This is a genomic window from Yoonia sp. JB2-21, from assembly GCF_055693545.1.
Genome location: NZ_JBVFUC010000001.1, coordinates 2,427,165 through 2,452,643, shown reverse-complemented (window position 1 = coordinate 2,452,643; position 25,479 = coordinate 2,427,165). Strand labels below are relative to the sequence as shown.

26 protein-coding genes and 1 tRNA gene are annotated in these 25,479 nt (G+C 55.3%); 9 read left to right on the top strand and 18 right to left on the bottom strand.

The window, feature by feature from the left end; translation table 11 throughout:
* Nucleotides 1-56 precede the first annotated feature (56 nt).
* The 3 genes from ACZ1G5_RS12260 to ACZ1G5_RS12250 form a co-directional block, all read right to left on the bottom strand.
* Nucleotides 57-260 (bottom strand): hypothetical protein, encoded by a 204-nt coding sequence (locus tag ACZ1G5_RS12260; protein WP_472733108.1) that lies wholly within the window; start codon nt 258-260, stop codon nt 57-59.
* 156 nt (nt 261-416) lie between these two features.
* The gene (gene ccrA / locus ACZ1G5_RS12255; RefSeq protein WP_472734326.1) at nt 417-1,709 is read right to left on the bottom strand and encodes a crotonyl-CoA carboxylase/reductase; all 1,293 of its coding nucleotides are present in this window, start codon (nt 1,707-1,709) and stop codon (nt 417-419) included.
* 108 nt (nt 1,710-1,817) lie between these two features.
* Nucleotides 1,818-3,215 (bottom strand): 1-acyl-sn-glycerol-3-phosphate acyltransferase, encoded by a 1,398-nt coding sequence (locus ACZ1G5_RS12250; RefSeq protein ID WP_472733107.1) that lies wholly within the window; start codon nt 3,213-3,215, stop codon nt 1,818-1,820.
* Nucleotides 3,216-3,353: 138 nt separating this feature from the next.
* Here ACZ1G5_RS12250 and ACZ1G5_RS12245 point away from each other — a divergent pair, with 138 nt between their 5' ends.
* The 7 genes from ACZ1G5_RS12245 (at nt 3,354) to ACZ1G5_RS12215 (ending at nt 9,556) form a co-directional block, all read left to right on the top strand.
* Entirely contained in the window at nt 3,354-5,321 is a 1,968-nt protein-coding gene (locus ACZ1G5_RS12245; protein ID WP_472733106.1) for a methylmalonyl-CoA mutase family protein, read from the top strand.
* 102 nt (nt 5,322-5,423) lie between these two features.
* On the top strand, nt 5,424-5,762 hold the full coding sequence (locus ACZ1G5_RS12240; RefSeq protein WP_472733105.1) for an H-NS histone family protein: 339 nt from the start codon (nt 5,424-5,426) through the stop codon (nt 5,760-5,762).
* Between the two features lie 57 nt (nt 5,763-5,819).
* Complete coding sequence (gene deoD, locus ACZ1G5_RS12235; protein WP_472733104.1) at nt 5,820-6,533, top strand: purine-nucleoside phosphorylase; 714 nt, start codon at nt 5,820-5,822, stop codon at nt 6,531-6,533.
* 207 nt (nt 6,534-6,740) lie between these two features.
* Complete coding sequence (locus tag ACZ1G5_RS12230) at nt 6,741-6,923, top strand: hypothetical protein (protein ID WP_472733103.1); 183 nt, start codon at nt 6,741-6,743, stop codon at nt 6,921-6,923.
* A gap of 135 nt (nt 6,924-7,058) precedes the next feature.
* Nucleotides 7,059-7,508, top strand: a complete 450-nt coding sequence (locus ACZ1G5_RS12225; protein WP_472733102.1) for a PepSY domain-containing protein — start codon at nt 7,059-7,061, stop codon at nt 7,506-7,508.
* Between the two features lie 54 nt (nt 7,509-7,562).
* Nucleotides 7,563-8,225: a response regulator transcription factor gene (locus ACZ1G5_RS12220; RefSeq protein WP_472733101.1), complete on the top strand. Its 663-nt coding sequence runs from the start codon at nt 7,563-7,565 to the stop codon at nt 8,223-8,225.
* Complete coding sequence (locus ACZ1G5_RS12215) at nt 8,222-9,556, top strand: ATP-binding protein (RefSeq protein ID WP_472733100.1); 1,335 nt, start codon at nt 8,222-8,224, stop codon at nt 9,554-9,556. The genes ACZ1G5_RS12220 and ACZ1G5_RS12215 overlap by 4 nt, the downstream gene beginning before the upstream one ends.
* A gap of 645 nt (nt 9,557-10,201) precedes the next feature.
* Here ACZ1G5_RS12215 and ACZ1G5_RS12210 read toward each other — a convergent pair.
* From ACZ1G5_RS12210 to ACZ1G5_RS12175, 8 genes are all read right to left on the bottom strand, one after another.
* Complete coding sequence (locus ACZ1G5_RS12210; RefSeq protein WP_472733099.1) at nt 10,202-11,092, bottom strand: metal ABC transporter substrate-binding protein; 891 nt, start codon at nt 11,090-11,092, stop codon at nt 10,202-10,204.
* A gap of 5 nt (nt 11,093-11,097) precedes the next feature.
* Nucleotides 11,098-11,433, bottom strand: coding sequence for a hypothetical protein (locus ACZ1G5_RS12205; protein WP_472733098.1), 336 nt, complete (start codon nt 11,431-11,433; stop codon nt 11,098-11,100).
* Entirely contained in the window at nt 11,430-12,200 is a 771-nt protein-coding gene (locus ACZ1G5_RS12200) for a DUF4198 domain-containing protein (RefSeq protein WP_472733097.1), read from the bottom strand. Before ACZ1G5_RS12200 ends, ACZ1G5_RS12205 begins: the two co-directional genes overlap by 4 nt.
* Nucleotides 12,201-12,214: 14 nt before the next feature.
* Nucleotides 12,215-13,384, bottom strand: coding sequence for an ABC transporter permease (locus tag ACZ1G5_RS12195; RefSeq protein WP_472733096.1), 1,170 nt, complete (start codon nt 13,382-13,384; stop codon nt 12,215-12,217).
* A complete protein-coding gene (locus tag ACZ1G5_RS12190; RefSeq protein ID WP_472733095.1) occupies nt 13,381-14,049 on the bottom strand; it encodes an ABC transporter ATP-binding protein in 669 nt (222 codons plus the stop codon). Before ACZ1G5_RS12190 ends, ACZ1G5_RS12195 begins: the two co-directional genes overlap by 4 nt.
* Complete coding sequence (locus ACZ1G5_RS12185) at nt 14,049-14,627, bottom strand: hypothetical protein (protein WP_472733094.1); 579 nt, start codon at nt 14,625-14,627, stop codon at nt 14,049-14,051. The genes ACZ1G5_RS12190 and ACZ1G5_RS12185 overlap by 1 nt, the downstream gene beginning before the upstream one ends.
* A gap of 220 nt (nt 14,628-14,847) precedes the next feature.
* Nucleotides 14,848-14,923: transfer RNA gene (locus ACZ1G5_RS12180), tRNA-Ala, on the bottom strand.
* Nucleotides 14,924-15,007: 84 nt separating this feature from the next.
* Nucleotides 15,008-15,337 (bottom strand): TIGR02300 family protein, encoded by a 330-nt coding sequence (locus tag ACZ1G5_RS12175; RefSeq protein ID WP_472733093.1) that lies wholly within the window; start codon nt 15,335-15,337, stop codon nt 15,008-15,010.
* Between the two features lie 110 nt (nt 15,338-15,447).
* Between ACZ1G5_RS12175 and ACZ1G5_RS12170 the strand changes: the two genes are divergently transcribed.
* Nucleotides 15,448-16,137 (top strand): M48 family metallopeptidase, encoded by a 690-nt coding sequence (locus ACZ1G5_RS12170; protein ID WP_472733092.1) that lies wholly within the window; start codon nt 15,448-15,450, stop codon nt 16,135-16,137.
* 31 nt (nt 16,138-16,168) lie between these two features.
* On the top strand, nt 16,169-16,819 hold the full coding sequence (locus tag ACZ1G5_RS12165) for a GntR family transcriptional regulator (RefSeq protein WP_472733091.1): 651 nt from the start codon (nt 16,169-16,171) through the stop codon (nt 16,817-16,819).
* Between the two features lie 14 nt (nt 16,820-16,833).
* Here ACZ1G5_RS12165 and ACZ1G5_RS12160 read toward each other — a convergent pair whose 3' ends face one another.
* The 7 genes from ACZ1G5_RS12160 to ACZ1G5_RS12130 form a co-directional block, all read right to left on the bottom strand.
* Entirely contained in the window at nt 16,834-17,673 is an 840-nt protein-coding gene (locus ACZ1G5_RS12160) for a tellurite resistance TerB family protein (protein ID WP_472733090.1), read from the bottom strand.
* 225 nt (nt 17,674-17,898) lie between these two features.
* A complete protein-coding gene (lpdA, locus tag ACZ1G5_RS12155; protein ID WP_472733089.1) occupies nt 17,899-19,287 on the bottom strand; it encodes a dihydrolipoyl dehydrogenase in 1,389 nt (462 codons plus the stop codon).
* 63 nt (nt 19,288-19,350) lie between these two features.
* Nucleotides 19,351-19,761 carry an MAPEG family protein gene (locus ACZ1G5_RS12150; protein ID WP_472733088.1) on the bottom strand — a complete coding sequence of 137 codons (411 nt, stop codon included), beginning with the start codon at nt 19,759-19,761 and terminating at the stop codon, nt 19,351-19,353.
* Nucleotides 19,758-20,015 carry a hypothetical protein gene (locus ACZ1G5_RS12145; RefSeq protein ID WP_472733087.1) on the bottom strand — a complete coding sequence of 86 codons (258 nt, stop codon included), beginning with the start codon at nt 20,013-20,015 and terminating at the stop codon, nt 19,758-19,760. Before ACZ1G5_RS12145 ends, ACZ1G5_RS12150 begins: the two co-directional genes overlap by 4 nt.
* Nucleotides 20,016-20,687: 672 nt before the next feature.
* A complete protein-coding gene (gene odhB / locus ACZ1G5_RS12140) occupies nt 20,688-21,872 on the bottom strand; it encodes a 2-oxoglutarate dehydrogenase complex dihydrolipoyllysine-residue succinyltransferase (RefSeq protein WP_472733086.1) in 1,185 nt (394 codons plus the stop codon).
* Nucleotides 21,872-24,829: a 2-oxoglutarate dehydrogenase E1 component gene (locus tag ACZ1G5_RS12135; RefSeq protein WP_472733085.1), complete on the bottom strand. Its 2,958-nt coding sequence runs from the start codon at nt 24,827-24,829 to the stop codon at nt 21,872-21,874. The genes odhB and ACZ1G5_RS12135 overlap by 1 nt, the downstream gene beginning before the upstream one ends.
* Nucleotides 24,830-24,846: 17 nt before the next feature.
* A complete protein-coding gene (locus ACZ1G5_RS12130) occupies nt 24,847-25,410 on the bottom strand; it encodes a hypothetical protein (RefSeq protein WP_472733084.1) in 564 nt (187 codons plus the stop codon).
* Nucleotides 25,411-25,479 lie beyond the last annotated feature (69 nt).

Here is a 25,479-nt window from a genome sequence, read left to right as displayed (position 1 = left end):
ACTGTATCTGGACGGCCAAGCAGCCGCTAGCGCAATCAACCGTTTTGCCCGTTTGATCAGCTACGCCGCGGAATACCCTGCTTTGCTGGGGCTTCAGCGTCGGTGCGTGTCGCGGAACAGCTGGCGTCGTTAGAGGACGCAATTTCGACTTCCGCCACCAGCCCGGCTTCTTCAAGCTGAGCGGTCAACATCGGCAAATTGTTCTCGCGCGTAAACCTGCGCAAATCAGCAAGCACATCGATGATCCAGTCTCGTCCCATGCGTCACCGTCCCTACTATTCGTTAACGAAGGTTTAACAACCCTAGGGTGTATTTGCAAAATCGGGCAAGAGTGTGATCTTTGCGAACCTTTGATCACAGACAGGAAGGGCGCAGCTATCTCTAACCGCGCCCTACGTGGGAACACCTATGCAGGCTCAGCGCTGCTTTGATGCTTCAAGCGTATCTTCGAAAGTACGCAATCCCATTTGCGGTACTTGCACCAGCACAGCCATATTGCCTGGCTTGTGCTCATTGTGACGCATCTTGGTGTGTGCGGCCGGGATGGCACCCCATTCAAAACACTCAGACATGCATGGATCAAGACGTTGTTCCAGCATCAGCTTGTTCGCTGCACTCGCTTGGGCAAGATGAGCAAAATGACTACCCTGCAAACGCTTTTGGTGCATCCACATGTAACGGACATCAAAGGTACAGTTGAACCCGGTGGTGCCTGCACAGATCACAACCATGCCACCCTTTTTGCAAACCAGTGACGAAACGGGGAACGTCGCCTCGCCGGGGTGTTCAAACACCATATCGACGTTCACGCCTTTGCCTGTGATTTCCCAGATCGCTTTGCCGAACTTACGCGCCTCTTTCAGCCAGGTGTTATACTCGGCCGTATTGACCGTGGGCAGTTGGCCCCAGCAATTAAAGTCATTGCGGTTGATCACACCCTTTGCACCCAGTGACATCACGAACTCGCGCTTGCTTTCGTCACTGATGACACCAATTGCGTTCGCGCCGGCCGTATTAATCAACTGGATCGCATAGGACCCCAACCCACCCGACGCGCCCCAGACCAAAACGTTCTGACCAGGTTTCAGGTCATGCGGCTCATGCCCAAACAGCATGCGATAGGCAGTGGCGAGCGTCAGCGTGTAACACGCACTCTCTTCCCAGGTCAGGTGCTGGGGGCGGTGCATCAGCTGCTGAGACTGTACGCAAGTGAACTGCGCAAAAGATCCGTCTGGCGTCTCATAGCCCCAGATCCGTTGGCTTTCGGAATACATCGGATCACCGCCGTTGCAGTGCTCATCATCTCCGTCATCCTGGTTGCAGTGGATGACAACCTCATCGCCAACCTTCCAGCGCTTGACTTTGTCACCAACGGCCCAAACGATACCTGCAGCGTCAGAGCCTGCGATGTGGAACTCGGCCTTGTGAACATCAAAAGGACTGATCGGGATACCAAGGCCCGCCCAGACGCCGTTGTAATTCACACCGGCAGCCATAACCAAAACCAACACTTCATTGCTGTCGGGCTGTGGGACATCGACAACCTCGAGCTGGAACGCCTTGTCAGGCTCTCCATGCCGTTCGCGGCGGATCGTCCATGCGTGCATTTGTGCCGGTACATGGCCCATCGGTGGCATCTCGCCCACTTCATACAGGTCTTTCTCGGGTGCCGTGTAAGCAGTTTGGTCGAGGGCCATCTCAGTCTCCATCACTCTGGTTCCATAGTTGCCGCACCGCAGAATCGGTCGCGTTAGGGACTGAATAGGCGATTCCAAAGTAACTTTGCAACCCAATTAAGGTACATTTTTGTAATTTAATTACTCCGCAACTGCAGAAATACTATCTGCATTTGCTGCAAGTGCATCGAAATGATGCGCGATAGAGTTGGCATAGAACGTCAGAATATCCCGTCCCTTTGCGGTGATTGTTACGCCGTCCGCAGATTCGTGGATCAGATTACGACCCCCCATTCTGCTCAATGCATCTTGCACCACCTCGCTGGGACTGCGCCGTGGACAGGGCAATCGACGGTCCTTAAGGAAAGCGATGCAGCGCGCGACGCCCGCCTCGAGGTCTTGGACGGTGATTTTCTCGCTTTCCAAGATAAGGCGCGACACCAAAGGCACCCCCAAGACCGGCGTGACGTCCGCAATCCGTTTCATCAGCTCATGTGCAACGGCTTCTGTCAGGTCCTGGCTTTCTTGCGCGTGATATTTTGAGAGCTCAAGCGGTTCGCCAAAGCTAACCGATGCCGTCCCAAAACCACGGAACCGCCGCGTCAGGCGTAGCCCGATATGCCGCAGAACACGGCCAAAGACCGTGATCATCGGTGGCTTAAACTTGCGTGTCCCTGACTTATCCGCCGCGATCAGGATCGTATCCTCAAGGATCCGATCATAGTTCAATGCGACCGGCACAAAAATCACTTCGCGCGCTTCAGGGTCAAAATCTTCAACAACATAGTTGAGCAATCCCATCCGTGGCGGCGCAAGCAACCCGTTCAGGCTCAATCCGCCTTCAGGGAATACGGCCTGACTGACGCCGCCGCGTGTCGCCATCTGCACGTAACGCGCCAAGACCTTACGGTACAAAGCGCCACGCGACTTGCGGCGTATAAAGTAAGCGCCCATCGCACGGATAATCGATGACAATGGCCAGACCCGTGCCCATTCACCCACGGCATAAGACAGCGCACCGGCATTGGCCGCCAGATAGGTCACCAGCACATAGTCCATGTTGCTGCGGTGGTTGATGACAAAGACGACAGCGGCATCAGGGTCAATTTCCTCCAACCGCTTGCGGTCAAAGGTGCCCAATTTGATCCGATAGAGTGATTTTGACAGCCAACGCGCCAGCCGGATGCCAATACTGAAATAGGCTGTCGCAGAAAAGCCGGGGACAATTTCGCGCGCATAGCGACGCGCCTTCTCAAACGCGACATTCTCTGGAATCTTTTCCTTGCGCGCATGTTCGACAATTGCCTGCGTTACCTCTGGATCATAGATCAGCCGCTGAATCATATCGTAGCGACGCGCCAGCTTGAACGGCTCAATTGGACGCTGCAAACGCTGATTGAGTTTGCCGATGACCCGTTCTGCACGCTTGCGAAAGAACCACCTGACGGACGGGAACAGAAAATGCGACGCAAAAGTCACCGCTGCAAAGAGCAGGATCAGAATGAACGCCCAAAGAGGCAATGATATCGTCTGCGTCATACCCAGACCGTGACAGGGAACGCGAGCGGGGTAAATCCCGTCATGCCGCAACGCAGCGAATTGACAGCGCCATAAAATGTCCGATACACCGGGTCTGCGCGAAATTAAATTACGCCAACTGATTCAGGAGACCCACAGATGTCGCAACCGCAGAAAGATCGCCCTTGGCTATTTCGGACTTATGCGGGCCATTCAACCGCTGCGACCTCCAACGCGCTTTATCGCGGCAACTTGGCAAAAGGTCAGACGGGTCTGTCCGTCGCTTTCGATCTGCCCACCCAGACGGGCTATGACAGCGATCACGTGCTGGCCAAAGGTGAGGTGGGCAAAGTTGGCGTCCCGGTCAGTCACTTGGGCGATATGCGCGCGCTGTTCAACGACATCCCGCTTGACCAGATGAACACATCCATGACGATCAACGCAACGGCGCCATGGCTGCTGTCATTGTATATTGCCGTTGCCGAAGAACAGGGCGCGGACGTTAGCGTGCTGCAAGGCACGGTGCAGAACGACATTGTCAAAGAATACCTCTCACGCGGCACCTACATCTGCCCGCCAGAGCCATCTTTGCGGATGATCACCGATGTGGCGGCCTACACCCGTGAACATCTGCCCAAATGGAACCCGATGAACGTCTGTTCCTATCATTTGCAAGAGGCCGGCGCGACGCCCGAGGAAGAGCTCGCCTTTGCGCTCGCGACCGCCACGGCAGTTTTGGACGACCTTAAAGGCAAAGTCCCGCCAGAGCATTTCCCTGCAATGGTTGGGCGCATTTCATTTTTCGTCAACGCCGGTATTCGTTTCGTGACCGAGCTTTGCAAAATGCGCGCGTTCGTAGAATTATGGGATGAAATTTGCGCGACGCGTTATGGCGTGGAAGACGCCAAATACCGCCGTTTTCGGTATGGCGTTCAGGTCAACTCACTCGGTTTGACCGAACAGCAACCTGAGAATAACGTCTACCGTATCCTGCTAGAAACACTTGCTGTCACGCTTTCCAAAAACGCACGCGCCCGTGCGGTGCAATTGCCCGCATGGAACGAAGCGCTTGGCTTGCCGCGCCCATGGGATCAGCAATGGTCACTGCGGATGCAACAGATTTTGGCTTATGAAACCGATCTTTTGGAATTCGACGACCTATTCGATGGCAACCCGGCAATTGATCGCAAGGTGAATGAACTCAAAGAAGGCGCGCGCGCCGAATTGGCACAAATTGATGGTATGGGCGGCGCTGTGAATGCAATTGCCTATATGAAGTCACGATTGGTCGAAAGTAACGCCGCGCGCATCGGAGGCATCGAACAGGGAGAAACGACGGTTGTTGGCGTCAACAAATGGCAAGCGGGCGAACCATCGCCGCTGACTGCTGGTGATGATGCGATCATGGTCTCTGACCCGGAAGCGGAAGCGGACCAGCTCAAGCGCCTGAATCACTGGAAAGCTCACCGCAATAGCGCTGCCGTGAAAGACGCCATCGCCGCATTGCGGACCGCCGCAAACGACGGCAGCAACATCATGCCCCCGTCTATTGCTTGCGCGCGCGCTGGCGTGACAACAGGGGAATGGTCCGATGTGATACGCAGCGTCTTTGGACAATACCGCGCCCCAACCGGGGTCAGCAGTAATCCATCAAACCGGACCGAGGGACTGGAAGAACTGCGCCAACAGGTTGATCTGGTCAGCACCGCCTTGGGGCGCCGTTTGAAGTTTCTTGTTGGCAAACCGGGACTGGACGGACATTCAAACGGGGCTGAACAGATTGCGGCTCGTGCACGTGACTGCGGTATGGATATTGAATATGAAGGTATTCGCCTGACACCCGAAGAAATTGTCACCGCCGCACAGAATGGCGAGGTGCACGTCATAGGGCTGTCTATTCTATCCGGCTCTCATATCCCTTTGGTGCGGGATGTTATGCAGCGGTTGAACGCGGCGGGCATCGACCACATCCCGGTCATTGCCGGAGGTATCATTCCCGAGGATGACGCAAACGAATTGCGTGCATTGGGCGTTGCGCGCGTTTACACGCCAAAGGATTTTGAATTGAACAAAATTATGAGCGACATTGTCACTTTAGTTGATCCACGATCAGTTGCTGCGGAATAGCGCGGCAATAAATAGATACGCTTTTGTACAGCACAAATGCTTTTTGAGGTGAAATTCAAAAAGCTGAATGCTACTTCCATTTTATGAAATGGAGAAATGCATATGAAACCTGACTTAAAGTCGATGACGCGCAAGGAACTTGAGAAGCTTAAGGCGAACGTTGAAAAAGCGTTGGTTAAACTCGCAGAGAAAGACAAGAAAGCCGCACTCATTGCTGCCGAAAAGGCCGCTGCCGCACATGGTTTCTCTCTTGCCGAGATTACTGGGGCACCAACAGCGAAACGCGCCAAAAAGGCAAAGGCTGGACCAAAAAAGGCCTCACAGCCGAAATATAAAAACCCTTCCAATCCTGACCAGACATGGACTGGAAAAGGCCGTCAGCCAGAGTGGTTCAAAACAGCAATAGGTGCGGGCAAGTCGCCCGATGACATGGAAATCTAGCTTTCCTCTGTCGACGACTGCGCTTAGGCTGAGCCTCGTTTTCAGAGGAGGCTCAGCATGACAATCCACATAGGCGCCGAAAAAGAGGATATTGCCCCGACCGTTTTGATGCCGGGCGATCCATTCCGCGCCAAATGGGCAGCCGAAACTTTCTTGCAAGACAGCCGCTGCATCAATCAGGTGCGCGGGATGCTGGGGTTCACGGGGACATGGAACGGACATCCTGTGACCATTCAAGGCTCTGGGATGGGTATGCCTTCACTCTCGATTTACGCAAACGAGCTGATCAAAGACTATGATGCCCAGACGCTCATCCGCATCGGATCTTGCGGAGGAATGCAGGACCACGTGGCAATCCGCGACGTAATCTTGGCCATGACCGCTTCGACATTGTCGACGCCGTCACGGGGGATTTTCAAGGAATTGAACTTTGCGCCCTGCGCTGACTATGGCCTGCTTGCCGCAGCACATCGTGCCGCATTGGCAAAGGGTGTTCCAACCCACGTTGGTGGAATCTACTCGTCAGATGTATTTTATGATGAGCGTCCTGACCTGAACGAACAAATGATCCGGCATGGCATTCTGGGGGTCGAGATGGAGGCCGCTGAACTTTACAACCTTGCCGCACGACACGGCCGACGCGCCCTTGCTGTCCTGACCGTGAGCGATCATCTGATCACGCATGAGGCTTTGCCTGCTAAAGATCGGGAGCGGTCTTTTGGTGATATGGTTGAAATCGCGCTCGCTGCCGCTTTCGCCGATATGCCCTAAAGCCGTTTGCTTCAGCGTTACAAATTCTGCCTCTTCGTTTATCGACGGAGTCGCAATCTTGATCCGCCTCTGAGCAAGTCTTCAAAAGTTAACAGAACGTTAACGACCCATTCCCCTCGAGTTCACGTAACCTGTGCCACCTTACCAGCGGGGCCAACTAGTCTTGCCGAATCGCAAGAATGATTGAAGACGAGGAGAAACGAAGACATGTCCGGGACGAACGTCAGCCAGATGACACACCATGACGAAACGACAACACAGCAAACTGACCTGATGGTTCGGCCTGCTGCAGATGATATCGCACAGAATGTGCAATGCAGATTCCCAAGTGTCGACAGCGTCATTTCAGATATTGACGCGAAGTGGGAAACAAATGCGTTGGTGGCTTAGGCCCCTGACCCGAACCACCAAGAAAGCTTTACCCATCCAATGTATCTGCGACTGAATTCAGCCATAATAGCTTTGCTGATTGGCGTCTTGCCACTTAGCGCCTCGGCAGATTTGCTTGAGCTGTCTCAGGGGCAAATGAGACAACTTGTGTCCGAGCAGCAGGTTCTGAGCGCAGAGGCAATTGTCACAACTGCCGCTGAAAACTTTGGCGGCGACGTCATGGATATTCGCGGATTTCTTTCGAATGGCCAGATGACGTATCGCCTGCTGATGCAGCGCGATGATGGGTCCGTGATCGAATTACTTTATAATGGCGTGAATGGAAGACGTGTTTCGCACAATAGCGAAACAGGTCAGGTCGTCTCTGAAGTCGCACGCAGCGGCGACGCTTCGACAAATCGGGGCAATAACGGCAATAACGGCAATAACGGCAATAACGGCAATTCTAGTAACAACGGTAACGCAGGCAACAACGGCAACTCAGGTGATCGCGGCAACTCTGGCGACCGTGGCAACTCAGGTGACCGTGGCAACTCAGGTGACCGCGGCAACTCTGGGGGGCGAGGCAATGGCCGAGGAAACTAGTATTGCCTATCTTTTGCCCAATTAAGGTCATCCATACGTCCTAGCTACAATCAGATGCGTATTCTGGTTGCCGAAGATGATTTTGAGCTGGCTGATCAAGTCAAACTAACCCTCTCAAGGGAAGGCCACGCTGTTGATGTGGCCCCTGATGGCGAAGAAGCACAGTTCCTGGGCGAAACTGAACCTTATGATCTGATCATTTTGGATCTTGGGCTTCCGAAAATAGATGGGATTACGGTTCTGAAATCCTGGCGAAAAGCCGGAATAAACATCCCCATTCTAATCCTGACGGCACGTGACGGATGGGCAGACCGCGTTGACGGTCTTGATGCGGGCGCGGATGACTACCTTGCAAAACCGTTCCACGTGCCCGAACTGACAGCACGGGCCCGTGCACTGTTGCGAAGAAATGCGACGCAAAAAAGTCCAGTGTTTGAAAAAGATGGCGTCACTTTCGATAGTAGAAATGGCAAGGTCAGCTTAAACCAATTCCCTATTACCCTGACTGCACAAGAAACAGCTGTTCTGTCCTATCTGTTTCACAATGCAAACCGCCCAATCACACGTACGGAACTGTCCGAACACATCTATGAATATGGTGATGATCGGGATTCAAACACTGTGGCGGTCTTTGTCACACGTCTGCGCAAAAAGCTGGGTAACAACCTGATCGAAACGGAACGCGGTCGAGGATATTCGATCCAGCTTGAGGGGTGAAGTCTCTTCGCAGCAGGGCGGTCGCGGGGGGCGCCGTATGGGCGACTGTCGTCGCCTTGGCCGGTGCCAACGCGATCGGAAGCTACCTTGAAAGAATAACCTTGTCGCGGTTCGATACTTTTTTGTCAGCCCGCCATTCACAGGTTGTTGTTGCCCTTGCAAATAGTCGTGGCGACAGTGACGCGATGCCGGCACAACTGTCTGATCCAGTCTATCAAAACCCATTCTCTGGCGACTATTGGCAAGCGATCAGCACTGATGGCCGCATACTTGTTTCCCGGTCGCTGGCTGATGCGCTGCTAAGCATACCGTCATCAGCCCAAGACGGCACCGATGTCCAAAACATTATTGGACCAGCGAACCAAACGCTGAGAGCTTTTTCGCAAAACGTCATGATCGACGATGGATCAAATTGGAAAGTCACAGTCGCATCATCAACAGCGTCGATCGAAGCAGATTTGCAAGAGCTGCGGCAACGGTTGGGCATCGCGTTCGCATTTGTTGGCCTACTTGCCACTGTTGGGGCGCTTGTCCTTGTGCTATTCACCTTGCGCCCTTTGTCACAGCTGCGCCGCGATGTTACCACCCGCAAAGAACATGACGGCGAACTTCCGGTGGATGACTACCCTCTTGAAGTGCAACCACTTGTCACCGACATCAACGACCTGCTCGACCGAAATCGGGATATCGTTGACCGGTCTCGCCGGCAAACTGCAGACTTGGCTCATGCGCTCAAGACCCCATCTGCGGTGTTGCGAAACGAATTGTTCGAACTGCAGCATAACGGCAGTGACGTCCAAAGCGGGATCAACGCTCTGGATCGGTTGGATGCGCAACTCAAACGTTCTTTTGCACGTATGAAGGCGTCACAAAACAGCGCCTCTGAGCGCGAGGCAACAAATCTTGATGTCAGTCTTCGCAGATTAGGGCGTGCCTTTACGGCTTTGGCTAAGAACAAGGGCCGTGAAGTCACTGTCGACCTTCCTGCCGATCTTCACGCAAAAATCAATCAAATCGACTTTGAGGAAATTATTGGCAACCTGCTGGATAACGCGCTGAAGTGGTCGAAGACGTCAATCCGGCTGAGTGCAACCTCAGCGGATGATTGGGTTCAGGTTTTTGTAGAAGATGACGGCGATGGTATCGCAGAGGGTGGTGCTGACCGCGCACTGATCAGTGGCCAACGGCTGGATCAATCCAAACCCGGGACTGGGCTTGGCCTCGCAATTGCATCAGATCTTGTTGCAGCCTATCAGGGCAAGATGGACATCGGCCGTTCCGAGACGATGGGAGGCGCAAGAATTACTATCGTGCTACGCCGGTCGGTCTAATGCGTTGCCAAAGGGGTAATCTTTTCTGTTGTAGCGAGATGATCACCGCATAAGACGCCAGCACAATAACCCCACCAAAGCTATAGCTTACAAATGCGGCAAGCAGTCCATACCCAAGAATAATCGCTACACTCGCCCCTGCGATCCCGCCCAAAAATCCGCAACAAAGGCCGGTTATTAATGAAAGCCCATTACGTTGCAAAACGGAGATAGAGGAGGCGTTCGCGACTGCCTGTGGGGTCTGCTCAATCATGACGAGTACTCTTAAACGGTGGGAGATTCTTACATTTGACAGTTGTTTGTCTCGCACAGCCTGCGTGAACTGCAAAAGAACGACACATTCATGTTGAGTTCACGTGGTTAATGCGCTGGCACAGGCACCTTCAGCGTTCGCCACACTTGGATTGCGGGCACCCCGTAGCTGTCCCTTAAGCCGTAGGCAGTCGTCTGATCCGGTTATACTTTTACACATCAAAGGAAGGTTGCGCCTCAGCCTCGGGAGTTATGAGGGTTGAGAGAAATCAGTTTGGATATGGGACAACGCAGCGAAGGCCGCTTAATGCGTAAGTTGGCATATCTGTTGCGAGAACACGCTTGGCTGACCCCAAAACGCACCATTAAAAGCCAAATGGGCGCCTAGACTGGCTACGGGGCGCCGGCCTTGGCCAAAGCGGACAATGCATCCGCAATCGCCTCAAAGAATGTGCGTCCTTCCACCTCATGCGCAAGCGGCGCAAAAACCACGTTTTCCAAACCAAGTGCGGACGTCATTTCAAAGGCCACGGCAGGTGGCTCAGCCTCCCAAATCAGTACACGGGCACCCGTTTCATTCACCAGCGCCTGAAGGTCAGCCGTCTCACTATCTGAGGGCGTAGCACCCGCCTCCCACTCGACTGACGCAAGTGAAAGACCATAACGTCTGGCCAGATACTGATACCGTGGATGGGTTGCGACAATGGTGATGTCTGCCAGAGCGCCCAACATGGTCGCCGCCTGAGCGTCCAACGCCTCAAGATCGGCCCGGAGCGTTTCCAACCGATCATCAACCTGACCTTCTGGTGCAAGCCCACGTGCCGTTATTGCGGCTGCAACCGCCTCAGCCTGTGCAATGGCGAGTGACGGATCAAGCCATGTGTAGGACGCAAGCCCTTCATGGGAATGCTCCCCACCATCGCCATGACTGTGGGTGATGCTTTCAGTGACGATAAACCGATCTTCGATAGCGGACGTCGTGTTGACCAGTTTCGCGCGGGGCAACGACACGCGATCAACCCATGTTGCGAAACCGGCCCCGTTCAACAGGATCAGATCCGACGATTGGACCATCGAGATGTCGGCAATGGACGGACGCCAGAACGATGGGTCCACATCCTTTGGCACCGGGAACACAACCTCTGCATCATCACCTAAAAGACGTTCGGCGAAGTACTGCAAAGCATAGTTCACAGTGACAACACGAGGCCGATCTTGCGCCACTGCTATGTGCGCCGCGCCAAAGATCAGCCAACCGGCCAGAAAAAACCGAAAAACATACATGCGCGTCAACTCTGGCAATTCCGTGCAATGTCGTCAGGCGTCACGATCCAATAGTTGTCATGGCTGCCGGTATCGACCTCGATCACCAAACCTTCGGAATGATCCACGCTGTCAAGCGGGACGGCTAGGGTTCCGTCTTCCCCAATAGGCAGTGTTGTCAGCAAGGTGTTCTGGCCGTCAAGAATGCGGACCTCCGCCTGCTGAACCGCATTACCGTTAGAGAACTTTGCCTCGACCAGTACTACCTCACAATCGACCGATGCAAAGACAGTCAGCTGATGCGCCGTCGCAGCGATCGGAGTGACAGCACAGAGGCCGGCAAGTGCGATACCACGGATCACTTGCCTGTCCATTCTTCAAAATGCACCCAGATTACAGCGCCGAGCTCAACCGCCTTGTCCTCGCCATCTTGCGGCAAGGTGTAATCGGCAGTGTTCAGTGCAGCAAAGCCCCACCAGCCATCAGAGGGCGGCGCATAGGTAAAGACCCCAGCCGCATCTGCCTTGACCGTCTGCGTGATCATCAATTCGTCCGGCACGGTAGCGCCCGCACCATCGTTGAAGAACTCAACCTCGACCTCTGCATAGGGCACCGGTTCGCCGTTCATCTTGACGATACCCTGAAAGACGTTGTGTTCCCACAGCCCGAACGGCTTGGACAGCGGCACGATCTCGGTTTTCAGACCCAGTTCCGTGTCCCAACCTTCGTCGTCGCCATAAGCGGTAACATAGGTTTTGGTATAGTGGATGATGAACGCATCCTCGGCCGGTTCCCAATAGGGCTGCGGTTCCATGGCGAAAATATAGGTGCCGGGGCGATCCAGCGGGTAATCCAGCGTATACCCCTGATCGTCCATCACCGTCGCACCCTGCAAATCGCCAAGAAGGTCGGTCGTTGTCCCTTCATGCGTCACAGAAAACGCAACGGGCGTGTCCAGCAGCATCCCGTCCATTTCAAAGGGATGCGAAAATGACATGGTCAGTGCGACGCTGCGCCCATCTTCCTGGCTGATCATCGGATCATTCGGGATAATCATGCCATAGTGGGCCAGTGCCGGCGTCGCGGCAATGAGACCCGCGAGCGACGCGGTGATAAAATATCGTTTCATGAGACCTCCTGTTTCTATGCGCCAAGAGCGAGCAGCCAACCCACCCAGCTTTCGGCATTTTGCCCTACGATAGCAGCACCAATCGCAGCAATAATTGTTGAAATTGATAGTAATGTGAATGTTTCGGCAGACAATAGACGCAGGACCATCCCACGCCGCGCACCCAGCTTGACCGCCGTCGCGATTTCGCGTGCCCGCAGCCGGTAGCTCAGGAACACCGCAAGCCCGATCGCAGCGAATGCCGCAACAGCAATAATCGTCGTGACAACGTCCAAAAGCGATTTGATGCGGAAGATGCGATCGACCAGCCCTTGGATCACCCCCGCGGGCTCAATCAACTGGGTCGGGTTGTTCCCGTCCAAATATCGGCCTTTCAAAATCGTGGCCGAGCGCGTGTCATTGGGCACGACGATCACTGCGGATGTCGGAAAATCATCCTGACTGCCATGAAAGTGAAAACTTTCGATATTGTCTTCCGTGATGCGCTGGTACTGAACCACCGCGGCATTCGCCACCGCCTCACTGCCTGCGGCGACCTCCGCTGCGGTCACAACATCTTCGTGTCCATGACCAATGCCCTGGATGACCCACGCCGTCTTAATGTCAACAAAGACAGCCTGATCATCGGGCGAATTGGTTGGTTCAAGAACGCCTACAATCGGCATCTCAAGCGGGTAAACACCATCCAGATCAAAGAGGTTTTCGGGCGATGAAACAAGCGCATCCCCGACACCTTTGCCAAGCGTCGCTGCCACGTCTGACCCGATCACAGCATCACCAAGTACGGACAGCCCGCGGCCATCAGACACCACAAGTTTGCGGAAATCAAAATAGTCTAACGACGTGCCCACGATCCGAAAGCCGCCGGACGAAAAGGCTGTATGGACAGGAATAGGAATGGCGAGCCCGCTATCCCAAACAGCCTCAACCTCACGCATCGGGATCGGCTCTGGTCGTTCATCAGAGAAATAGAGCGCCGCCATCGTCAAGTCCAACTGCGACCCGCGACTGCCCAGCAAAAGCGGCGTTGCGTCACCGCGTGCGACAAGTGCGCGTTCGCTTGTCGACAGCAGGATTTGGGTAGCGACCGGGACGAACAAGATCAGTGCTGCAACCAACGTCAACACAAGGCTGCGCCCCCAGTGATAGCGCAGATAGGCAAATGCGAGGTAAAGCGCGTTCATGCCGCCGCCCCTTCACGGAACTGCGCAAAATCCAGAACCCGCCCGAACCGTGGCAGCAATTCATGATCATGGGTAACAGCCAGAACAGGCGCACCGGCCTGTGTTGCCTGTTCGAACAGCAGATCAAGAATGCGCGCCTTGCTGTCAGGATCGAGGTTCCCTGTCGCCTCGTCCGACAGGATCAGCTTGGGCTGTGTGACCAGCGCACGGCAGATCGCAACGCGCTGCTGCTCACCCTGACTAAGCGCTGACGGATGTCGGTCCAGCTTGTCCGCAATGCCGCAGGATGCCGCCAGTGCTTCTGCCCGATCCCGCGCTTCTGCGTTCAGTGTCAACGCCGGGGTGATCCGATAGGGATAAAGGATATTCTGGCGCGCCGAGAGATAATCAAGGAGCGCAAAATCCTGAAAGACGAAGCCAATCGTGCTTGCCCGAAAGCGGCGGCGCTCAACGTCTGACAGTGTGGCAACATCTGTCCCAGCCACATCGATACGACCATCCTCTGGCGACAGAATACCAGCAATCAGGTTCAGCAATGTTGTCTTGCCACTGCCGCTTGGTCCAACGATCGCTACGCGCTCGCTCGCTTCCAACACAAACCTGGGCACACGGAGCCGAAAGCCGGTGTCGCCATAGCGAAAGGTAAGGTTCTCAATCGTGATCATCAGTTCGTTTGCGGGGCAAGGAAGGTTTCACCAGCAGTATCGCGGTTGACCTCCAACAATTCAAAATCAGTGATCCGCCATGCACCCTCAATCGGAGAGACAGCGAGATCGGCACTATATGTATTGCCCCGGACATGCAGATGTTCGGCATGTCCAACCGTACCGATAACCTGCCATGACGCATCAATTGCCAAAGCGCCACCGTCGCGCGCAACGCGGGTATTCAAAAGCTTGATCTCGTGAATGGTTTGGTCCGCTTCTTCGAGGCCACCGCCAGCCATCGCGCCGACCCGCTCAAGATAGAGATACTCCAATGCGTCACCGTGTGTGACGCTCGCAAGCGTATCATAAATGGCATCTTCCTCTGTCTGCCCAAAGGCTTCGTAGACAACCAGCAACAAAGCCGGTGTCAGCCGCCAGAACTCCGCACGGGCTTGCTCGATCGTCATCGGATCAAGACCGGGGACCGCAAATTCCGCAGTTTCCGAAACCTCATCCCCTTCCGGCCATAGCACCAGTGCGGCAACACCAATGGCACAAACGAACGCAAGACCAGAAAAGATTGGTGTTTTATTCATTGACGAAGGGGTTCCAGCTTTGCGATTTTTGCCTGGTGCAACTTGTTACAGGCGTGCACGGACTTCAAGTGCACAACACTGTTACGTTAACACTAACAGGCGGGTATTATTGTCGGGTCGCCGCCCGCCCAAAAGCTCAGCTAAACCAGCCAAATCGCGCAAATTTGCAGGTCCGCCGTACACAGAAAAAAGCGGTGGGTGCGGGACGGTAGTGGAAATTTGGTGGAGCCTAGGGGAGTCGAACCCCTGACCTCTTGCATGCCATGCAAGCGCTCTCCCAACTGAGCTAAGGCCCCATCCTGACAGCGTTTCGCTGTGCAAACGCTGTCTATGCAGCGCGCCGGGCGAGATCAAGTGAAAATCACGCCCGGATCGTCTGTTTATTCGTCGTCGCTTGCCGGAACGTCTGCCAACTCATCGAGTGAGACAGTATCGTCGTCGTCATCTTCCAAAACGTCATCGCCCAGATCGACGTCATCGGCATCGTCGTCATCATCATCGTCGAGAACCAGTTCATCCTCTTCCGATTCCGCTTTCATCTTCGTTGTCTGCGCGTCCTCGGCATCCGCCACCATTGTGCGGGTCTTGGACGTATCGACTGTCACCTCATTACCCGTGTAGGGGCTGATAACAGGCGTGGCGTTCAGGTCGTAAAAGCGTTTGCCGGTTTCGGGGCAAAGGCGCTTTGTGCCCCACTCTTCCTTAGGCATAGGCTATCCCTTCAAAAACTTAGGTCTTCCCTTGCGGGTGATCGGTGCCAACTGCCATAAGCGGAGAGCCGAGTCAAAGCCTTTGGCACATGAAATATGAGTAGTTGGATATGGGCCGTCATACACTCGAAGGCAACCCCCCGATTGAGGTCACGTTGCGCCATTCTGACCGTGCAAAGCGATTGTCACTGCGCGTCTCGCGTCTTGACGGGCGTGTGACACTCACCCTTCCGCGCCGCGCGCCCGAACGCGAGGGTATCGCATTCCTGCGAACTAAGGAAACATGGCTTCGGAGACACTTGCAGGACCTGACACCGGCCATGCCCGTCGAAATTGGCAAAACAGTCCCCTACCGCGGTCAAGCGCACCAAATCGTCCTTGGGACCACGAGGCGTGCCCGCGTGGTACAGAATACAATCGAAGTGTCTGCGCAATCGCCGGCTGGACCGCAAATCAAGGCGTTGTTCAGAAACCATGCCCGCGATGCGCTCGCCCATGCCTCTGACGCCTATGCGGCCCAATTGGGTCAAACCTATACGCGTCTGACAATACGCGACACACGATCGCGCTGGGGGTCGTGTTCAAGCCAAGGAGGTCTGATGTACTCTTGGCGGCTGATTATGGCCCCGCCAGAGGTGCTGGACTATGTCGCGGCGCATGAGGTCGCACATCTGGTCGAGATGAACCACAAGCCCGCATTCTGGGCCGTCGTTGCACGGATCTGTCCGGGCTACGAACAGCATCGAGGTTGGTTGAGGGACAACGGCGATCAATTGCATCGTGTCGTCTTTGTTGATTGACCAACAGGTATTTTGTGATCACAAAAGCGCTATGATGATCCAACCGCGCGCCCAAGATAGCACCACTGCCGCACATGAACGCGTCTACCGCGCCTTGCGCACGCAGATCATGCATGGCGAAATTGGCCCCGGCGAAGCCCTGACGCTTCGTGGTATCGGCAAAGTTCACGATGTTTCGATGACACCTGCGCGTGAAGCGGTGCGCCGGCTGGTTGCGGAAGGTGCACTGTTCTTGTCATCTTCGGGGCGGGTCTCAACGCCTTTGCTGTCGAATGAACGCATTGAAGAACTGGCCACGCTGCGGGCCCTGCTAGAGCCTGAACTGGCGTCCAGAGCGCTTCCGCGGGCGCATTTTGCATTGATCGAGCGTTTGGAAACGATCAATCAAAGCGTCAATCAAGTGATCGCACGCCATGACGCGACCGGGTATATTCGCATGAATCTGGAATTCCATCGCACGCTGTATCTACGCGCGCAGGCACCTGCAATGTTGGCGATGACTGAAACCGTTTGGCTACAGCTTGGTCCAACAATGCGCGCCCTTTACGGGCGACTAAACCGCACAGAACCGCCCTATCATCACAAGCTGATCCTATCCGCCCTCAAGGCCGGGGACGAGCCGGGGCTGCGCTTGGCTGTGCGCGCAGACGCGACACAGGGTCTGCGGATGTTAAAAGGATGATCCGTATGGTGCGGTCAAGCGACCGGGAACTTGTCGAGATCTTCTAGTGCGATATTCATCACGCGGCGAAAATCCTCGCCCGGCATACCGATGCCATGGGCCAAATCCGAAAGAAACGCGTGTTCTGACGGCAAAATGCGACCACTGGACAATGCGATATAGAACGCGCCGCGCATCATCACGTCCTTTTCGGAATCGCGTAGACCTTTGCCAAAATCGATAAAATCCTGTGGCGACAGATTCATTTCAATATGGTCAGTGATCCTGATCACTTCGGCCGCTTGAACGTTCCGGCGCGTCAATCTGCGTGCTGTCTTGCCAATCAGCGAAATCTCATTCGCGGCGACGATACCATCGCATTTGCCAACGTAACACATCGCGGTCAGGATGCGCTGAGCTGCCTTCTTCCGCATAGGGCCGCGCAAATCAAATCCCATGATCGACTTGATCCTTCGAATAATAACGGCGATCAGGCCAAGGCCCAGCGCAATCCAAATGCCGTAATTGCGCACATTTCGCTCAAGGCTATTTTCAGGAACTGACGGAATGCGAGCATCAACAAGGTTCAGCGATTGGGCAGTTTCCATCTGCGCGGTGGTGAAAGGCCGGTCAGACATCAAATTGCAGCCATCACGCGACAGGGCATAGCCTACAATATCACTGGACAGCGTGTAGCCAAAAATCCGAAAATCGCGGGTTGCATAGCAGAGCGACATGTTTTCGCCATCTGGACCAGGTATCTGCGTGTCGGCCAGATACTCGATATCCCCAAACATACCGCTACCGGCCGTAAAGGCCTGTGCCGGGCTCGCGAAAAGCAAGCTCAGCAACATGGTGAAAATGATGCGCGTCATGGAGAATCTCTGGCCAAACTAATCAATAACGCCATAGTCAAACCGCATGAATGTGGCGCGCATATGTTCTTAACTGTCCTTGGATTGGGCAATTACCGGTATTCTAAAAAATAAACTGCATTTTACACAAAGGAATGCCGATCGCAGTTGCTAATTGTTTCGGCCAGCCGTTGCCCGGTTGTTCTGGCGCAGGTCAACGGCCCTTGCTGACCTGCGCGTCATCTATCAGGCGTGGATCGCGCCATCGCCACACGCCAGTGCTGCTTCGCGGACCGCTTCGGAATAGGTTGGGTGGGCATGGCACGTGCGTGCCAGATCTTCGGCCGCCGCCCCAAATTCCATTGCCACACAGATTTCGTGGATCAGATCACCTGCCATGGGGCCAATGATATGTGCGCCCAATACACGGTCGGTCGCAGCATCAACCAAAATTTTGACAAAGCCGTCGCCTGCAAAGTTCGCCTTGGCGCGCGCATTTCCCAAGAAAGGAAACTTGCCAACTTTGTACTTACGCCCCTGTTCTTTCAGGCTTTCTTCAGTTTCACCCACGTTGGCGACCTCGGGGTGCGTGTAGATCACACCGGGGATCACGCCATAGTTCACATGCGGATGCTGGCCTGCGATGCCTTCGGCGACAGCCATGCCTTCGTCTTCGGCTTTGTGGGCGAGCATCGGTCCAGCAATCGCATCACCGATGGCATAAATACCGGCAATATTGGTCGCATACCTGTCATTGGTCTTAATCTGACCGCGCTCTGACATCTCAACGCCCAACGCATCCAGCCCCAACCCGTCAGTGAACGGTTTGCGCCCGGTTGCGACCAGAACCGTGTCGGCCTGAAGCGTATGTTCGCTGTCGTCTTTGCGCAGTTTATAGGTCACGGTGGCTTTGTTCCCTTTGACGGCAACGCCTTGAACGGCGGCACCAAGCGTGAACGTAAGCCCCTGTTTCGTAAGCATTTTCTGGAACTGACGCGCGATTTCGGCATCCATGCCGGGGGTGATCGCGTCGAGGAATTCGATCACTTCAACCTCGGCCCCAAGACGCGCATAAACGGATCCCAATTCTAATCCGATAACACCTGCGCCGATCACGGCCAGTTTCTTGGGCACCTTGCCCAGTTCCAGCGCACCTGTAGATGTGACAACGGTTTTTTCATCGACTTCGACACCGGGCAGTGACGATGCCTCGGACCCCGATGCGATCACGATGTGCTTGGCCTCATGGACTTCATCACCGACTTTGACCTTGCCCGTTTCTGGGATCGACCCCCAACCTTTCAACCAGTCTATCTTATTCTTTTTGAACAGAAATTCGATGCCGCCGGTATTCTGGGCAATCGTTTCATCCTTATATGTCAGCATCTGTTTCCAATCGACAGACGGTGCTTTGCCCTTCAGGCCCATGGTCGCGAAATTATGCTCGGCCTCGTGCAGCATATGCGTCGCATGTAGCATCGCTTTCGACGGGATGCAGCCCACGTTCAGGCAGGTCCCGCCCAGCGTTTCGCGCCCTTCAACGCAGGCCACTTTCATACCCAGTTGGGCGCAGCGGATCGCGCAGACATAGCCGCCGGGGCCGGCACCGATTACGATGACATCATAGCTGGACATGGGGTCTCCTTAAGCGAGCAATATTGCGTACATATCCTGTACAGAACCTGTACGTACAGTTGGTCATATTAGGGCTGACAGTATCATCAGCATGGTTGAGAGGAACCCCACAAACCAGATCAGCGAACGCCATGGCGTCCATCCGAAATAATAGGCGGGGATGTAAAGGATGCGGGCACCCAGATAGGTCCATGCGCAGATCGCGCTGAACCCGGTATTTTTGTCACCAAGGCTGATCACGACGACAGCGATGGTGAAAAGGATCAGCGCCTCGAAATGGTTGTTCATCGCGCGGATCAGACGGCCGGTTTTGTCGCTGACTTGTTCGAGCATAGGCTTGCCAAGACGGCTATTGTCGCGCGGTGACATGGTTTTGCCGACACCGAGTTCGATATTGGTAGGGATCGCCATGAGGGTGAATTGGACGCCTTGGAGGAGAGCTGCAAGGGCGAGGACGGTGAGTTCGGGGGTCATGAGTTGTCATCCTTGGCCGCATCCTGCGCAGACTTGCGATACTTGACGAATATGAGGAGGGCCGGAATCCAGCCGCAGGTCGCACCGATGATGAATATTCGGGTCCCGATCCTGTCATGCCCGTCCATTACCATCAGTGGCGCAATTAGCAGGCAAAAGGCCCAGAAGATCAGCCACCAGCGGATTTTTTGCGGTGGTGTCGCGAAGTTTCTCGCGATCCAGCTGTCCAAAGGGCTTTGTTGGTCTTTGGTCACGAGGTCAGTCCATTTCTGATCAAGTCCAAGTTAAGACCTGCGCTATAAAGAGTGATCCGCCCGGCTTGCCGGGCAGCGCCCGGACCTCCCCCATGGGGAGGGCGCTTTTGCAGCGGTGCAACACGCGCAACCGTCCCGAATGTGGCGAAAGAACCGCGCGGTAGATGCGTCGGTGCGCCCGCCCCGAGGTCCGGGCGCTGCCCTGTGTTGGATTGGTTTTGCATTGCCGCAATTTTACTTATGCGCGTAGGTTTCATCCACCCTACGTGGGGTATAGTCCAAGCTAGATATTTTGACTGAGAGCAAGTCATACGCAATTTAGGCTTCCTTAGGTCGCGTCGGTATCGTTCTTGATACGAACCAAACAATTGGGACAGTCAGCAAGACCCCACCTATGAAAACATCAAGGCCGCCCCTGAATTCTGGGCATAGTGAAACCAAAACAAGCGATCCGGACAGTATAAAAACGGTCCGGATCGGCTGCGTTAACAACTCAAAGTAAAGGCAGAAAAGACCACTCCCGACAAAAATAACCCCGGCCAATACGAAAACAGGCCATGCCACAAGCGCCACTATTGGGGCTATTCCGGTTACAAGTAGTACGACGCCAGATACTGCGATAGACCAGCGAAGTCTTGTTACCAGACGTTTATCTTGATCGTCCTCCAATGATCACAAATCCATCAACAGCCGCCGTGGATCCTCAAGCGCTTCTTTCACCCGCACAAGGAAGGTCACAGCCCCCTTGCCGTCCACGATCCGGTGGTCGTAGGACAGGGCCAGATACATCATGGGCCGGATCACGACCTCGCCGCCTATCGCCATCGGTCGGTCTTGGATTTTATGCATGCCCAAGATGCCCGACTGTGGCGGGTTCAGGATGGGGGACGACATCAGCGAGCCGTAGACCCCGCCATTGGAAATGGTGAATGTGCCGCCTTGCATTTCGGCCATGCTCAGCTTTCCGTCGCGGGCTTTGGCGCCCATGGCGGCGATGCTTTTCTCGATTGTCGCGAAAGACATCTGATCGGCGTCGTTGATCACTGGTACCACAAGGCCTGTGGGCGTGCCTGCGGCGATGCCCATATTGACGTAGTTTTTATAGACCACATCGGTGCCGTCGATTTCGGCGTTCACCTCTGGCACTTCGTTCAGGGCGTGAACACAGGCCTTGGTGAAGAAGGACATGAAGCCCAGTTTCACGCCGTGCTTTTTCAGGAACAGGTCTTTGTATTCGTTGCGCAGGGCCATCACCTCGGTCATGTCGACCTCGTTATAGGTGGTCAGCATGGCGGCGGTGTTCTGGCTGTCTTTCAGACGCTTGGCGATGGTCTGCCTTAGTCTTGTCATCTTGACCCGTTCTTCGCGTTCGGCCTGATCCGCGGCGACTGGCGCGCGTGGGGCGGCGGCTGGCGCTGGAGCAGGCGAGGCGAGCGCGTTCAGCACGTCCTCTTTCATCACGCGCCCGTCTTTGCCGGTGCCTGCGACATCGGACAGGTTGTTTTCGGCCATCAGTTTTTTGGCCGAGGGCGCGTCTTCGACGTCCTTGGCGGCGGCAGGCGCAGGAGCGGCCTCAGCCTTAGGCTCTTCTTTCTTGGCCGCTGGTGCGGGGGCTGCATCACCTTCGGCGATTTGTGCCAGCAGCGCATCAACGCCCACAGTTTCGCCTTCGGCGGCGACGATCTCGGACAGGGTCCCAGCCACGGGGCTGGGCACTTCGACCGTGACCTTATCTGTTTCCAGCTCGCACAGCATTTCATCAACGGCAACGGCATCGCCGGGTTGTTTGAACCATGTGGCGACAGTGGCCTCTGTCACGGATTCGCCAAGGGTCGGGACGCGGACTTCGGTGCTCATTACTTTGTTCCTTTGATGGTCAGCGCATCGTCAACGAGGGCTGTTTGTTCTGTTTTGTGCTTGCTGGCCAGACCTGTGGCGGGGCTGGCGGATGCCGCCCGTCCGGCGTAGACGGGCCGCGTGTGTTTGGCTTTGATCCGGGTGAGGACCCATTCGATGTTGGGCTCCATGAACGACCAGGCGCCTTGGTTCTTGGGTTCTTCCTGGCACCACACCATTTCAGCGTTCTTGAACCGTTCCAATTCGTTCACCGCTGATTGCGCCGGGAACGGGTAGAACTGTTCAAAGCGCATGATGTAGACGTCTTTGATCCCGCGTGCGTCGCGCTCTTCCAGAAGGTCGTAATAGACTTTGCCGGAACACATCACGACCCGTTTGATCTTGCCATCCGCCACCAGTTTGGTGTCTGAGTTGCCTTGCTGTGCATCGTCCCAAAGGACGCGGTGGAAGGATGATCCGGTTGTGAACTCTTCGCGCTTGGACACGGCCAGTTTGTGCCGCAACAGCGATTTGGGTGTCATCAGGATCAGCGGTTTGCGGAAGGTCCGGTGCAGTTGCCGCCGCAACAGGTGGAAGTAGTTCGCTGGCGTCGTGCAATTGGCCACGATCCAGTTATCGCCGCCGCACATGGTCAGGAACCGCTCCAGACGCGCAGACGAGTGTTCGGGCCCCTGCCCTTCGTACCCATGCGGCAGCAGGCAGACGAGGCCGGACATGCGCAACCATTTGCTTTCGCCCGAGCTGATGAACTGGTCGAACATGATCTGCGCGCCATTGGCGAAATCGCCGAACTGCGCTTCCCACAGCGTCAGCGCGTTGGGTTCGGCCAGTGAATAGCCATACTCAAAGCCCAGCACCGCGTATTCGGACAGCATCGAGTCGATGACTTCGTATTGCGCTTGCCCCTCGCGGATATGGTTGAGCGGATAGTACCGGTCTTCGTTTTCCTGATTGATCAGGCCAGAGTGCCGGTGGCTGAACGTGCCTCGCGTACAGTCCTGGCCCGACAGGCGGACCGGGTAGCCTTCGGTCAAGAGTGAGCCAAAGGCGAGTGCTTCGCCGGTGGCCCAGTCGATCCCTTCACCGCTCTCAAACATCTTGGCCTTGTTTTCGATCAGGCGACCAATGGTTTTGTGCAGCGGGAAGTTTTCAGGCGCTTTCGACAGTGCATCGCCCACGGCATTGAAAGTGGCTTCCTCAATCGCGGTGACGCCACGCTGATAATCCTCGTCCTTGCGGTCGAGGTGGGACCATTTCCCATCCAGCCAATCAGCCTTGTTGGGTTTGAAGTTTTTGCCGGCCTCGAATTCTTCATTCAGATGCGCCTGGAAGGCGGCCTTCATGTCTTCGATTTCGCCTTCGGGGATCAGCCCGTCGCGGACCAGCCGTTCGGTATAAAGCGTCAGCGTCGTCTTCTGCTTTTTGATCTTTTTGTACATCACCGGGTTGGTGAACATCGGCTCATCGCCTTCGTTGTGACCAAAGCGGCGGTAGCAGATGATATCCAGCACCACGTCTTTGTGGAACTTCTGGCGGAACTCGGTCGCGACGCGGGCGGCGTGGACCACAGCCTCTGGATCGTCACCGTTCACGTGGAAGATCGGGGCCTCAACCATCAGTGCGATATCGGTGGGATAGGGGCTGGAGCGGCTGAAGTGGGGTGCCGTGGTGAAACCGATCTGGTTGTTCACGACGATATGCATGGTGCCGCCAGTCTTGTGGCCCTTGAGGCCGGACAGGCCGAAACCTTCGGCCACAACACCTTGGCCCGCAAAGGCCGCATCGCCGTGCAGCAGCACACCCATCACGCGGGTACGGTCCTCGTCATTCTTTTGGTCCTGCTTGGCGCGAACCTTGCCCAGAACAACGGGGTTCACCGCCTCTAGGTGGGACGGGTTTGCCGTCAGTGACAGGTGCACCGTGTTGTCGTCAAAGCTGCGGTCCGAGGATGCGCCGAGGTGGTATTTTACGTCGCCCGATCCATCCACATCCTCCGGCTTGAACGACCCGCCTTGGAATTCGTTAAAGATCGCGCGGTAGGGTTTTTCCATGACATTGGCCAGCACCGACAAACGGCCACGGTGGGGCATGCCGATGATGATCTCATCCAGACCCAGCTGACCGCCGCGTTTGATGATCTGCTCCATCGCAGGGATCAGGCTTTCGCCGCCATCAAGGCCGAAACGCTTGGTGCCCATGTATTTCACATGCAGGAATTTTTCGAACCCCTCGGCCTCGACCAGGGAGTTCAGGATCGCCTTGCGTCCTTCCTTGGTAAAGGCGATTTCCTTGCCGTAGCCTTCGATCCGTTCCTTCAGCCAACCGGCCTCTTCAGGGTTGGAGATGTGCATGTATTGCAGGGCGAAAGTGCCGCAATAGGTGCGCTGCACTATGGCGATGATTTCGTTCATCGTCGCCATTTCAAGGCCAAGGACGTTGTCGATGAAAATCGGGCGGTCCATGTCTTCGGGTGCGAAACCGTAGGATTTTGGATCGAGTTCCGGGTGCGGTGTGTTTTCACGCATCCCCAGCGGGTCAAGATCGGCAATCAGGTGGCCACGAATACGGTAGGCGCGGATGATCATCAGCGCGCGGATAGAGTCGAGGACGGCAGCGCGGACCTGTGCTTCGCTGAGTGCGACACCCTTTTCGGCGGCCTTTTCCTTGATCTTCTTGCCAGCCGCTTCTGGTTCGGCTGGCCATTGACCATCGAGGGCGGCAGTCAAATCATCCGCAGGGGCAGGGGGCCAATCGGCGCGCGCCCAAGAGGGGCCAGCGGCCTCTGCCTTGGCATCGGTGGGGGCATCGCCCAAGGACCGGAAGAACGCCTGCCAGCTTTCATCCACCGCACCGGGGTTATCGGCGTAGCGGGCGTAGAGTTGCTCCACATACTCCGCGTTATGGCCTTGCAGGAAGGAGGAGGCGTGGAAGACGTCGTTGGGGGAATGGTCGTTCATATCGAAGTCTCCGATAACTAGTAGGGGTGTATGACGCTGATAATGGCAGCCAGCGTAACGGGAGATTGAAAACTATAGAGGGCATCCAAACGCGCCGGATCAGCGAGGACATATTCGGCGTAGTACGTCTTGGACAAAGCCGGAAAGAAATCGGGGCGCTTGTCGACAGACAGATACGCCAAACCGTCCCCGTATGTTGTCAGTGCATCATCTGTTGGGTTGGAAATGAAAGCTTCAGCAGCGGATGATGCTTCTGTCAGCATAAGCTCGCATGACCAAAAGTCCTCATCCGCATCGAAGAGGACGTAGCTGTTCCCATTGGGATCGCGGAACACCCTTCGTGTATCAACATAAGTTGGGTTTTCCTGAACAAAGCGGTTTGCATCGTCGATTTCCGACTGACGTTGGGCGACGCTATCTGACCAGTCCTGCGCCGATGTTTGCCCATCCTCAATGTTAAGCCAAAAAGCATCCATATAGGACCAATGCGCAAGCAGTGTTTGAACGTCTTCTGTGAATAAGGTTTCGGTCCAACCGAGTGCCAAAATGCGATCAGGAACATCGGCTCCCGTTTCGGTCATCTGGCTCGAACAGACCTCAAAAATGGGAATGCTAGGGTGGGGCAGATCAACTGCCCCAACCGCATTTGC

What these genes read in the sequence shown, in the direction of transcription:
- ACZ1G5_RS12260 (WP_472733108.1), bottom strand. Translation starts at nt 260, where the DNA reads ATGGGACGAGACTGGATCATCGATGTGCTTGCTGATTTGCGCAGGTTT.
- ccrA (WP_472734326.1), bottom strand. Translation starts at nt 1,709, where the DNA reads ATGGAGACTGAGATGGCCCTCGACCAAACTGCTTACACGGCACCCGAG.
- ACZ1G5_RS12250 (WP_472733107.1), bottom strand. Translation starts at nt 3,215, where the DNA reads ATGACGCAGACGATATCATTGCCTCTTTGGGCGTTCATTCTGATCCTG.
- ACZ1G5_RS12245 (WP_472733106.1), top strand. Translation starts at nt 3,354, where the DNA reads ATGTCGCAACCGCAGAAAGATCGCCCTTGGCTATTTCGGACTTATGCG.
- ACZ1G5_RS12240 (WP_472733105.1), top strand. Translation starts at nt 5,424, where the DNA reads ATGAAACCTGACTTAAAGTCGATGACGCGCAAGGAACTTGAGAAGCTT.
- deoD (WP_472733104.1), top strand. Translation starts at nt 5,820, where the DNA reads ATGACAATCCACATAGGCGCCGAAAAAGAGGATATTGCCCCGACCGTT.
- ACZ1G5_RS12230 (WP_472733103.1), top strand. Translation starts at nt 6,741, where the DNA reads ATGTCCGGGACGAACGTCAGCCAGATGACACACCATGACGAAACGACA.
- ACZ1G5_RS12225 (WP_472733102.1), top strand. Translation starts at nt 7,059, where the DNA reads ATGAGACAACTTGTGTCCGAGCAGCAGGTTCTGAGCGCAGAGGCAATT.
- ACZ1G5_RS12220 (WP_472733101.1), top strand. Translation starts at nt 7,563, where the DNA reads ATGCGTATTCTGGTTGCCGAAGATGATTTTGAGCTGGCTGATCAAGTC.
- ACZ1G5_RS12210 (WP_472733099.1), bottom strand. Translation starts at nt 11,092, where the DNA reads ATGTATGTTTTTCGGTTTTTTCTGGCCGGTTGGCTGATCTTTGGCGCG.
- ACZ1G5_RS12200 (WP_472733097.1), bottom strand. Translation starts at nt 12,200, where the DNA reads ATGAAACGATATTTTATCACCGCGTCGCTCGCGGGTCTCATTGCCGCG.
- ACZ1G5_RS12195 (WP_472733096.1), bottom strand. Translation starts at nt 13,384, where the DNA reads ATGAACGCGCTTTACCTCGCATTTGCCTATCTGCGCTATCACTGGGGG.
- ACZ1G5_RS12190 (WP_472733095.1), bottom strand. Translation starts at nt 14,049, where the DNA reads ATGATCACGATTGAGAACCTTACCTTTCGCTATGGCGACACCGGCTTT.
- ACZ1G5_RS12185 (WP_472733094.1), bottom strand. Translation starts at nt 14,627, where the DNA reads ATGAATAAAACACCAATCTTTTCTGGTCTTGCGTTCGTTTGTGCCATT.
- ACZ1G5_RS12175 (WP_472733093.1), bottom strand. Translation starts at nt 15,337, where the DNA reads ATGCCTAAGGAAGAGTGGGGCACAAAGCGCCTTTGCCCCGAAACCGGC.
- ACZ1G5_RS12170 (WP_472733092.1), top strand. Translation starts at nt 15,448, where the DNA reads ATGGGCCGTCATACACTCGAAGGCAACCCCCCGATTGAGGTCACGTTG.
- ACZ1G5_RS12165 (WP_472733091.1), top strand. Translation starts at nt 16,169, where the DNA reads ATGATGATCCAACCGCGCGCCCAAGATAGCACCACTGCCGCACATGAA.
- ACZ1G5_RS12160 (WP_472733090.1), bottom strand. Translation starts at nt 17,673, where the DNA reads ATGACGCGCATCATTTTCACCATGTTGCTGAGCTTGCTTTTCGCGAGC.
- lpdA (WP_472733089.1), bottom strand. Translation starts at nt 19,287, where the DNA reads ATGTCCAGCTATGATGTCATCGTAATCGGTGCCGGCCCCGGCGGCTAT.
- ACZ1G5_RS12150 (WP_472733088.1), bottom strand. Translation starts at nt 19,761, where the DNA reads ATGACCCCCGAACTCACCGTCCTCGCCCTTGCAGCTCTCCTCCAAGGC.
- odhB (WP_472733086.1), bottom strand. Translation starts at nt 21,872, where the DNA reads ATGAGCACCGAAGTCCGCGTCCCGACCCTTGGCGAATCCGTGACAGAG.
- ACZ1G5_RS12135 (WP_472733085.1), bottom strand. Translation starts at nt 24,829, where the DNA reads ATGAACGACCATTCCCCCAACGACGTCTTCCACGCCTCCTCCTTCCTG.
- ACZ1G5_RS12130 (WP_472733084.1), bottom strand. Translation starts at nt 25,410, where the DNA reads ATGACCGAAACGGGAGCCGATGTTCCTGATCGCATTTTGGCACTCGGT.